The sequence below is a fragment of the Methanospirillum hungatei genome (assembly GCF_020216685.1).
GTDB lineage: Archaea > Halobacteriota > Methanomicrobia > Methanomicrobiales > Methanospirillaceae > Methanospirillum > Methanospirillum hungatei_B.
Genome location: NZ_JAIWNS010000028.1, coordinates 1 through 10,000 on the forward strand (window position 1 = coordinate 1; position 10,000 = coordinate 10,000).

The window sequence follows — 10,000 nt, forward strand, 5'->3', positions numbered from 1 at the left end:
CCGGTTGGGAGCCCTGACTGACTGATATTGTAGGTCCGCCAGTTTACCGCACCTATGCATCCGGTGATGGCGCAGGCACCCTGTTGGTACATAAGGGGAACCCGGTTTGCAAACCGCATGATCCGGGCATTTCCTTCAGCATCCAGTTTTCCTCCATATCCAAGGGCAGCCTCGACGATGAACGGGTGGCCATGGTAAACGCTTGCCGGTCGTGTCCGTGCAGAACAAAAGTCAAACTGAAACTCTTTTTCAAGACCCTGCCTGATGAGAACCTCCCCGATTGGTGAGAGACACTGGTTTGCAGGCGGGGGCGGGACCTTTGCCTGTTGCATGGCGGACTGCAGACGTGCAAGACCATCGGCATCCAGTTTATTGGCTTTTGTCGTCTCTTTCAGCCCTGCCAGCTGGATGATCTCATGGGCTGTCTTCTGACCGACCCTGGAGAAACTGTTGATGAGAAAGGGTTCAAGTGGCTCTTTTGAACCGGCTGCAATACGTTTGAGTTCGCCAAGTTCCACCCCGTGCGGATGGGGGAGTATAGCCTGCGGGGGGATGATCGGCTCATCACTGGCCCGGTCAAAGAGGATTGCTTCCCCGTCTATCTCCACCCTGAGACGGGCATGGGGGTTGACCACCGAAGTGTATCGCAGGTATTCGATCAACCGTTTCCTGGCGGTGAGGGAACTCTTAAACTCTATCTCAATCCTGGTCCCGTGCACCCTATCCCAGGTGGTCTCTTCCCGTTTCAGGATCTCCGGTTCATTGGTCTCGGTCTTGATCTGGACCAGGAACCGGAACGCCGGACGGTCTGATCCGCACCGGGAGATGACAAGGGTTGGTCTGCCACTTGTCAGCTGGGCATAGAGGACGGCGGCGGATATTCCGATACCCTGCTGTCCGCGTGACTGCCTGATCTGGTGAAACCGGGAACCATAGAGGAGTTTTCCAAAGACATAGGGGATATTCTCCGGAACAATACCCGGTCCGTTGTCCTCCACGACTACCTTGAAGATATCGCCCTCCATCCGGAAGATGCCAAGATAGATATCAGGAAGGACTCCGGCCTCTTCACAGGCGTCAAGGGCATTATCAATCGCTTCTTTTACCGTCGTGACAATGCCACGGGTCGGGGAGTCAAAACCGAGAAGATGTTTGTTCTTCTCAAAAAATTCGGCAACACTTATGCTTCGCTGTTGTTTTGCCAGATCATCAGCATGAGCAGGTTTTGGTGATGCCATAGAATTTAAATGGATGTCAGTTTCTGTATTGCCTCATCAGCCGTGATCTTCTCCTGGGTTCCGGCCTTCAGGTCTTTGAGGGTAATGGTCCCGGTTGCAACTTCATCCTTTCCGATGATGACCGCATAGTCTGCACTCTTCCCTGCAGCCTTCATCTGAGCTGAGAAGCTCCGGTCCATCAGGTCGGTCTCGGTGATGATACCATTCATCCTGAACTGCCCGGCAATGGTGAGAGCATAGTCCCGTCCTTCGCTCGTGGTGATGATCATCACCTGTGGCTGCCAGGGGATCCAGCCTGCCTCACCAAGAGCAACCATCACCCGGTCAAAACCGATGGCAAATCCGGCCGACGGAGTATCTTCTCCCCCAAAGAGATGGGCAAGACGGTATGCACCACCACCAAGGATCTGGTTTTCAGCACCCAGCCCCTCTGCAAAGCATTCAAAGACGACCCCGGTGTAATAGTCAAGTCCTCGTGCAATGGCCGGGTTTATCTCGTACGGGATTCCTGATGCGTCAAGGATGGCAAACATCTCCCGAACCCGTGCAGCCTCCGGAATCTCTCCGATGATTGCAAAGATATCTTCAAGTATCCGGGCACCACACAGCCGGAGGAGGGGATCACACAGGTCGTCCCGTCCGATATCGCGAAGGTATGTTATTGCGGCTTCTTCCTCACGCTTGTCCAGAAATCCCCGGATCTTCTTTCGATCTCCATCGGCAAGATCTGCAAGGAGGGTCCGCATGAAGGAGAGATGGCCGATGCGGAGGACAAATTGTACTCCTGCCGTCCTGAGAAGGTCATATCCGAGCGTGATAACCTCCGCATCCCCTATGGCAGAGTCTGCCCCGATAAGTTCTGCCCCGAACTGCCAGAACTGGCGGTATCTTCCCTTTTGTGGTCGCTCATACCTGAAACAGTCGGCAAAATAGCACCACTTGACAGGCTTGTTCAGAGACCGGCCCTCTTCAACATACATCCGGAGAACCGGAGCGGTAAGTTCCGGCCTTAGTGCAAGCGACCTGCCCCCCTTGTCCTCAAACACGTACATCTCATTGATGATCCCCTCTCCTGACCGGATGGTGAAGAGCTCCAGTTCTTCAAATACCGGGGTTGCTATCTCCCGAAACCCATAGAGTCGTGCTCGTGCCCGCATCCGCGCTTCTATCTCACGACGCCGCTCCATCTCATTAGGGAGCATATCCCGTGTCCCGCGTGGTTTTTGTATCATGATGTTACCTTCTGGTATTATTCCGGGGAACACTCCCGAAGAACCTGGTTATTGCCGGTTCGTTTGTCCAGATCTTCTCTCTCTCTTCTTTTCCCTGAAGGTACAGTCCAAGCAGGACGATCCCGGTCCCCAGGATGGAGACCTCCGGCCACAGGTAGACGATACCTGCACCGGCAGTTGCAAGCGCAGTCTGGTATACTCCGTGTATTGAGGCTTTCCTGTACCCGGGAAGCAGGGACCGTGCCCAGATTCGGATATCGCGCAGCCAGAGGAAGATGCAGACGAGGGCGCCAAAGACTGAGATCAGAAAGAGAATACTCATCGCAATGAACCTATTATGTACTGTTTCTTGCATATCGTACTTATTCCATATGGAGAAAGGACCGGATCTGAAACACATTCTGCAGGCGGCATATGACCACACATTGAGTCCGGACGAGGCTCTGGCACAGATATGTGCTGAATCAGTTCTGCCGGTGGGCTCGGTGGCATGCCTTGATATGTCCAGGAAGGCCCGGTGCGGTATCCCTGAAGTGATCCTTGCAGAAGGAAAAGAGCCAGCTCATCTCCGTTCGATTGTTGAAAGTTATGTCACATCCGCCGGGAGATGTATCATATCCCGTCTTGACCCTGAAACTGCTGTCTCACTCATGGAATGGGCACGGAGTCAGGATATATCATCTACATGGTCGGATGAAGGGCGCGTTCTGGTCCTGGCAAAGGGGACACCAGCTCCGAAGACCAGGGGAGTTGTCGGGATCATCACCGCCGGCACGTCAGATATCAGGGTTGCCGAGGAGGCCAGGATAATAGCCGAAGAGATGGGGTGTGAGGTTCGAAGAGCCTATGATGTCGGAGTTGCAGGCATTCACCGCCTCTTTCCCGTCATCCGGGAGATGGAAGGGTGTCATGCCTTCGTCGTTGCAGCGGGAAGGGAAGGAACCCTGCCGTCTGTGGTGGCAGGTCTTGTGGACCGCCCGGTCATCGGGGTGCCGGTCTCAACCGGGTACGGGTACATGGGCGCAGGTCAGGCTGCCCTTGCCAGCATGCTTCAGTCCTGTTCGGTTCTGACGGTGGTAAATATTGATGCAGGATTTGTTGCCGGAGCCTCTGCTGCGATGATCGCAAACCTGGTGGCGGGATCATGATCCGGGCGCTGTATATTGGCAGATTTCAGCCGTATCACAACGGGCATCATTATGTGATAAACCAGATCGCACAAGAAGCGGATGAACTCATCATCGGGATCGGCAGTGCCCAGATGAGCCATGAAACTGGAGATCCCTTTACCGCCGGAGAACGGGTGCTTATGATCACCGGTGCCCTGCAGGATCTGCATAAACCCCTGTATGTCATCCCGCTTGAGGATATCAACCGCAATGCACTGTGGGTGTCACATGTCCGTGCCATGACACCACCATTTCATCGGATCTACTCAGGAAATCCGCTTGTTATCCGGCTCTTTCACGAGGCCGGGATTGAGGTCTTAAGCCCTGCCATGTATGAGCGGGCGACCCTGTCCGGTACGAAGATCAGGGACCTGATTGCCTGTGACAAGCCCTGGGAGGATTTTGTTCCTCCTGCTGTTGTCAGGGTAATACAGGAGATAGACGGAATATCACGTATCAGGGCACTAAACCAGGATGACGGGGACTGCCCCGGACGATAAGGAGATGGGTCATGTTTGAATCAATAAAAAAAATATTCAGCAAAACATCTGAAAGAATACCAAAAACAGCGATATCACTTGAAGAGCTTTCTGCCTGGCTTGATGAGAAGGAAGCGGATTGCATCACCCGCCGGAATGCCGCATCCACGAGTTGTCGTGAACGATTACTGAAACTTGAACAGGATCTCCACCAGCTTCTGACAGAATTTGGTGAAGAATCATCAGACGAGCCCCATCATCACAAGGTGGAACAGGTCAACCGTCATGCTCTCCCCCAGTTCTGTAAAAAGATAGAGGCTGAACTTGAAGGAGAGTTCTCCGAGGATGATGAGGTCTTTTACCGGGAAGTCGCCGGACTTATCAACGGATGTTTTAAGGCGTACCGGGGGCCGGGAAGGTATCTGCACCATCTCTATCCGGATGAAGTCAAGGTTTTTAAACAGACGCTGGACCATATGGGCCATGAACTGAACCGGATGACCGAGATCATACGGATATCACGAGAACGGCTCATGCACATCGCAGAAATGCGTGATCTTCTCCACAACCGGGATGCCCTGATAGAGGAGGAGGCGCAGGCAGGTGCAGAAGAGAAAAAATTTGAAGCACGGTTATCTGAACTGAAGACAGATCTCCAGAAGGCCGGGTCAGAGCTGGAACGTCTGCTTGCATCAGATTCCTATGCCTCATATCAACGTCTTGAAGAGGAGACCGGGCAGACCATGGAACAGTTGGAAAAGGCCCGCGAGACATGGGAGTCCCAGATCCGACTAGCACTCCCGGTATGGAAAAGAGCAGTGAAAGCCTTCCAGGAACAGGCAAAACCGGTGGATGAAAAGAACATGGAGGATCTCATCCAGACTGCATCATCACCCCGGCGTGATGACGATGAGATAGCACGGCTGATCTCCCAGACCGCAAAACCTCTCTTTACTCTGTTTGAGTCAGGAATCGTACAGGCGAAGAACTCGTTTGAGAAACATCTATTCACGACACGCGATGAGTATGCAAAAAAATTCAGTGACCTGTCCATAAGTCTGCACACCCTTTCAGAAGATCTGAAAAGAAAGAAACAGGACCTTGAAGAAAACCCCCTCCTCGAACAGAAAAATCATATTACTCATACTATTGCGGAAGCAGAAAAGAGGATTGATGAACTGAACCACGAAGAGGAGAAGAGAAAAGAGCGACTTTTCTCCCTGAAAGAAAAACAAAAAACCATCCTTGAAGATTTGAAAAATAAATTTTCCAAATTCACCGAAGAGGAGATGGACCTGATGCTCCCAGGTGAAGAGTCATGAGAGTGACACGAACCCTCCCGGTTGAGAAGGGAACGGTGGCCTGCCTTCCTGATAAACGGGAAGATGTTGAAAAGTGTCGGTTCTGTGTTCATTCGGTACGGTTTGGCATCCCCGGAAGAGAAATCCCATCCCCCGCCCGTGCCTTTTGCACCATGAGCCGGGTAACTGAAGAGGTTGACCTGAAAAAGGTCACCAGTGTGGTCTGTGATGATACAGGATCGGAGGGTTTTCGAAGCATCATGAATGTTATCAGCTAAAAAAGGGAAGTATCTCTTCTATTCTGACATGAGCCTCGATGTGATCTGCGAGGGCATCAAACGGATCCCTCTCCTGCGCTGGCGGGGTCCAAGAAACTCCCTTCCGGTCACAGAGGAAGGTGACAAATGCAGCAGCGACTTCTGGGGAGGTGAAAAGCCCATGCATATACGTCCCGACAAGCAGCCCGTCTTCACTGACAACCCCTTCTCCTGAAAATGCCTCCCTGATATCTCCCCGGCAGGTGGTTCCCATGTGGATCTCATACCCTGATACGGATGCAATCTTCTTCAGAAACGGCCCGTGACCGGATGACGTTCGGGTCACCTGCACCGTCGTCTTCTCATACCCGGAAAATGTCGTCGTGCAGGGGATGAGCCCGAGGCCCTGGAACGCTCCCTCTTTTGACTCAACTCCCGAATCAAGAATCTGTTCACAAAGCATCTGGTACCCGCCACAGATACCGATGATCGGAACTCCCTGAGTCCTTGCCTTTTTAATCTCCTCACCTGTTCCGGATGCAATCACCTCTTCCAGGTCCTCGATGGTGTTTTTTGTTCCTGGCAGAATGATGGCATCAAATCCGGAGAGCGGGGTTCCTGGCTTTACATACCTGACCGATGCATACCGCTCAAGAACTTCATAATCGGTGAAGTTGGATATCCGGGGTAGGTGGATGACCGCTATATCAACAGGAGCACTTCTGGTTTTTTTATCCTGCAGTGAGAGCGAGTCTTCACTTGGGATATCCACATCGGTCACCGGAACAAGACCGATTGCAGGAACGCCGGTAATTTCCTCAAGGATTCTCATACCATCCGAGAAAAGGGCAGGATCTCCCCTGAATTTATTGACAATGACCGCCTTTACCAGCGGGCGGATATCGTCAGGAAGAAGGGAGATCGTTCCATACACCTGCGCAAACACCCCTCCCCGTTCAATATCGGCGACAAGGATAATCGGGAATCTGAGTGCCCGGGCAAGACCGATATTTGCTATGTCACGGTCAAAGAGATTTACTTCAGCAGCGCCTCCTGCACCCTCTACGACGAGCGCCCCGTACCGGCTCCTGAGTTTTTCTGCAGCCTCTAATGCAACGGTCAGCAGGTTGTCGGTCACTTTGTAATAGTCACCGGCATGCACATCATGGTGAGGTCTGCCAAGCAGCACTATCTGCGATGTCTGATCCCCTTTTGGCTTGAGGAGGATCGGGTTCATCTCCACACAGGGTGGAATGCCTGCCGCATGTGCCTGCATCGCCTGTGCTATCCCGATCTCGCCTCCATCTTCCGTTACCCAGGAGTTCAGACTCATATTTTGTGACTTAAACGGGGCATTTGAAATCCCCCGGCGTCGGAGGATCCGGCACAGGCCGGCTACCATCGTACTCTTCCCTACATGTGAAGCGGTCCCCAGGACCATGACAGACATATATGCTCAGGTAGGATGGATGAAGATAATATAGTGCAACAACCGCCTCCATCCATGGATGAGAAAAAACTGGTTTATATCGGGATATTTTATGATAAGCATTTAATAGTAAAACATGAGATGGAATAAGTAATGAATGGTGGTATCTGCTCCATATGTGGGCTACCAAAAGAACTCTGTATCTGTGAGGAAGTTGCAAAGGAACAGCAGCGAATCAATGTGAAAGTGAATAAACGTCGGTACGGAAAAGAAGTCACCGTTATTGAAGGACTGGATCCGACTGACATTGACCTTGAAGACCTTTCAAAGTTTATGAAAAGTAAACTGGCCTGTGGCGGTACTGTGAAAGGCAACTCCATAGAATTACAGGGCAACCACCGTGATCGGGTTATCGATCTTCTTGCTACAAAGGGATACGCCGTGGATAATATCTCTTAAACAGCAAAAGAAGTTACTTTTTCTTTTTCTGCCGTACCATCGAGTGTAAATCAAGATGATACGTATCTTCGGATCCAACCCGTACGACCCGGTCATCAGTCTCGATCAGTCTGGACAGGTTCAGGTCATACCTGCCGGGTTCGAGAATTCTGATACTTTCAATGGAATCAGAATCCTGCTTCGGTTCTTCCAGTCCATTGTCTGCGTGCTCTCTGGTCGGGGTTACAGGGAGAGGAGCCGGCGTCTCAGGTGCATGGGTCTGCAGGGGTTCATTCTTTTGTGCCCTCTTTCTGCCGGTCTCAAAGACAAACTTGCCACAGCCACATACCGGACAGCCGTCCCTGAGGTGGCGTGCATCAGGAAACAGGGTCTTGCATCCGGCGCAGCGATGAGGCATGGTTCACCTCCCTGATATCCAGGCGCTGATGAGACCACGATCTTTTCGTATCATCTTGAGCTGATTTGCAGGACCGATGACAGTAAGCCTCCGGTTCTCATCATCTCCCCTCATAAATCTGGAGAACACACCTGCGGGGCGCTGTTTGGAAGGATATGTCTCAATCTCAATACCTGAAAATCTGTCAGGCAGAATCTCCTGCATGGTCATCTCAATAAGCACGGATTGTTCATCGGGTGTGAGGCCGCTTTCAAGAATGACGATGGTGCCTTCACGGACATTATCCAGGATAAGGCGTATCTTTTCCATTGAAGGCATCTGTGCGAGCCGTTCTTCTGATATGAGATCTATTCGTACACCCTGCATGTTTTTCACCTGAAATGCCGGACCATTTCTTCATAGAGATTTTCAATCTGGGTTCCATCAAGACACGAAACCGGTACGACAGGGTGCTGGGGGAAGGCCGTGCGTATCCGGTGGGGTGCCGCATCAGGAAGGTCAATCTTGTTTGCTGCAATGATAACCGGCAGTTTCCTGCTTTCAATAATCCCGATCATCATGATATTGACCTGTGCAAACGGGTCCAACGTCGCGTCAATCATGTAAATAACCCCGTCAATATCTTCACGAAGCCAGTGCATGGCCTCCGCGACCCCTTCGGTAGCCTCGCGTGCACGGGTGATGGCATCCTCCCGCTCAATGCCGTATTCGATAAACTCTTTATAATCAACCCTGGTGGTAACGCCGGGTGTATCGACGATATCAATCGTGATAGACCGTCCGTTTGAGCCGGTGATGGTGATATTTCCTGTCCTGACTGCCCGTCTGGTCTCATGTGGCACCTCACTGGCTGTTCCGGATACCGTGCCTGACCAGTCTTCAGCGATCCTGTTTGCAAGGGTGGTTTTCCCTGCATTTGGAGGGCCATAAATACCTATACGGGCGGTCTTGTTCTGGAAAAGATTTGAAAGGATTCGCGAGAGAGTCTGGCTTATTCCCATTGTGGTTACGTCCCTGGGCTTGTTTTTTTGAAATCAGGCCTGTGAAAAGCCTGCCTGTCTACATGGTTATGATCAGGGAGTATTATTATTGTTGTCATCCCACCTGTCTCGGATCTTCATATTTGACATACCGGTCACCGGAGCGATGGATTAATACCCGATCCCGATAAGTATCAGAGCAATGCATCTGCCCGGGAAACCGAGAGGTGACAGTAATGAGCTACAACAGTGACACGATCCAGCTCGAGACCAAGGTCCCAGTGCGGGAAATAATGCGAACGAACCCCAAGACTATTGATTATCATGCAACGGTAGCGCATGCAGCACGGAAAATGTGCAGCAAGGACCCATCCGGCAGTTGTATAGTCCTTCGGGATGGCGTTGCCGTGGGGATAGTTACCGAGCAGGACATTAACTGCAAGGTCGTCGCCCGGGATCTGCGCCCGAGTGAAGTCCACGTCAGTGAGATCATGACTTCACCCCTGATCACGATTGGTACAGATAAAACCGTTGAGGATGCCGCTCACCTGATGATCCGAAACCGGGTCAGAAGACTGCCGATCACCAATGAGAAAGGTGTCGTGATCGGTATTGTGAGTGTCCGGGACATCGTTGCAGTGAGTACAGAGATTAATGAACTGATGGGCGAACTCGTGGTAATTAATCGTGCTGATGACATTAGTTCAGGAATGTGCAGCAGATGCGGCCAGATGTCAGATGAACTGACCAGTATTGACGGGTCCCTCATCTGTCCGAACTGCATGGAAGACGACCGGTTGTAACATACGGCAGCACACAGGGTTTTCTGCCTGAAGCTGTATGTTCCTTAATCGGGCACATTCCAATCTCATCCGAATGTGTGAGATTCCGGGCACCTATCAACCCGGAGGTATAAATTTTTGACCTGAATCCTGACATCTGCCGGCTTTCTGATCATTCACCCCGGCAGAATGTCCGGACGTATTTACCGTCTAACCGTAAGGCTGGTATCTCATGAATTCACATCATGACCATGAAAACAAGACAGTTCTTTCGATA

General features: G+C 51.6%; 13 protein-coding genes. 6 read left to right on the forward strand and 7 right to left on the reverse strand.

Annotation, left to right across the window (positions count from 1 at the left end; genetic code table 11):
* The 3 genes from LDL35_RS01565 to LDL35_RS01575 all read right to left on the reverse strand — a co-directional run.
* Window positions 1–1,238, reverse strand: a 1,238-nt coding sequence (locus LDL35_RS01565) for a DNA topoisomerase VI subunit B (RefSeq protein WP_304018805.1), incomplete at its 3' end; no start/stop codon positions are given.
* A 5-nt stretch (window positions 1,239–1,243) separates the two neighbouring features.
* Window positions 1,244–2,470 (reverse strand): histidine--tRNA ligase, encoded by a 1,227-nt coding sequence (gene hisS, locus LDL35_RS01570; RefSeq protein ID WP_304018807.1) that lies wholly within the window; start codon window positions 2,468–2,470, stop codon window positions 1,244–1,246.
* A gap of 4 nt (window positions 2,471–2,474) precedes the next feature.
* Window positions 2,475–2,792 carry an ABC transporter permease gene (locus LDL35_RS01575; protein WP_304018809.1) on the reverse strand — a complete coding sequence of 106 codons (318 nt, stop codon included), beginning with the start codon at window positions 2,790–2,792 and terminating at the stop codon, window positions 2,475–2,477.
* A gap of 49 nt (window positions 2,793–2,841) precedes the next feature.
* On the opposite strand from LDL35_RS01575, the gene larB reads away from it, so the two are divergent.
* From larB to LDL35_RS01595, 4 genes are read left to right on the forward strand one after another with little or no spacing between them, the layout of a single operon-like run.
* Entirely contained in the window at window positions 2,842–3,618 is a 777-nt protein-coding gene (larB, locus tag LDL35_RS01580) for a nickel pincer cofactor biosynthesis protein LarB (RefSeq protein ID WP_304018810.1), read from the forward strand.
* On the forward strand, window positions 3,615–4,139 hold the full coding sequence (locus LDL35_RS01585) for a nicotinamide-nucleotide adenylyltransferase (RefSeq protein WP_304018812.1): 525 nt from the start codon (window positions 3,615–3,617) through the stop codon (window positions 4,137–4,139). The genes larB and LDL35_RS01585 overlap by 4 nt, the downstream gene beginning before the upstream one ends.
* A gap of 11 nt (window positions 4,140–4,150) precedes the next feature.
* Complete coding sequence (locus LDL35_RS01590; RefSeq protein WP_304018813.1) at window positions 4,151–5,440, forward strand: hypothetical protein; 1,290 nt, start codon at window positions 4,151–4,153, stop codon at window positions 5,438–5,440.
* Window positions 5,437–5,697 carry a hypothetical protein gene (locus LDL35_RS01595; protein ID WP_304018815.1) on the forward strand — a complete coding sequence of 87 codons (261 nt, stop codon included), beginning with the start codon at window positions 5,437–5,439 and terminating at the stop codon, window positions 5,695–5,697. The genes LDL35_RS01590 and LDL35_RS01595 overlap by 4 nt, the downstream gene beginning before the upstream one ends.
* Here LDL35_RS01595 and LDL35_RS01600 read toward each other — a convergent pair.
* A complete protein-coding gene (locus tag LDL35_RS01600) occupies window positions 5,690–7,126 on the reverse strand; it encodes a cobyric acid synthase (protein ID WP_304018817.1) in 1,437 nt (478 codons plus the stop codon). The genes LDL35_RS01595 and LDL35_RS01600 overlap by 8 nt on opposite strands.
* Window positions 7,127–7,258: 132 nt before the next feature.
* Here LDL35_RS01600 and yciH point away from each other — a divergent pair, with 132 nt between their 5' ends.
* Window positions 7,259–7,564, forward strand: a complete 306-nt coding sequence (gene yciH / locus LDL35_RS01605; RefSeq protein ID WP_304018819.1) for a stress response translation initiation inhibitor YciH — start codon at window positions 7,259–7,261, stop codon at window positions 7,562–7,564.
* A 13-nt stretch (window positions 7,565–7,577) separates the two neighbouring features.
* Here the strand turns inward: yciH and LDL35_RS01610 are convergent, their stop codons facing one another.
* Genes LDL35_RS01610 through LDL35_RS01620 form a run of 3 tightly spaced genes read right to left on the reverse strand, consistent with a single transcriptional unit; the run spans window position 7,578 to window position 8,962 of the window.
* Window positions 7,578–7,961 (reverse strand): Zn-ribbon domain-containing protein, encoded by a 384-nt coding sequence (locus LDL35_RS01610; protein ID WP_304018821.1) that lies wholly within the window; start codon window positions 7,959–7,961, stop codon window positions 7,578–7,580.
* 3 nt (window positions 7,962–7,964) lie between these two features.
* Window positions 7,965–8,327 carry a DUF2073 domain-containing protein gene (locus tag LDL35_RS01615; RefSeq protein ID WP_304018823.1) on the reverse strand — a complete coding sequence of 121 codons (363 nt, stop codon included), beginning with the start codon at window positions 8,325–8,327 and terminating at the stop codon, window positions 7,965–7,967.
* Between the two features lie 5 nt (window positions 8,328–8,332).
* A complete protein-coding gene (locus tag LDL35_RS01620; protein WP_304018825.1) occupies window positions 8,333–8,962 on the reverse strand; it encodes an Era-like GTP-binding protein in 630 nt (209 codons plus the stop codon).
* 215 nt (window positions 8,963–9,177) lie between these two features.
* Here LDL35_RS01620 and LDL35_RS01625 point away from each other — a divergent pair, with 215 nt between their 5' ends.
* A complete protein-coding gene (locus LDL35_RS01625) occupies window positions 9,178–9,744 on the forward strand; it encodes a cyclic nucleotide-binding/CBS domain-containing protein (protein ID WP_304018827.1) in 567 nt (188 codons plus the stop codon).
* Window positions 9,745–10,000 lie beyond the last annotated feature (256 nt).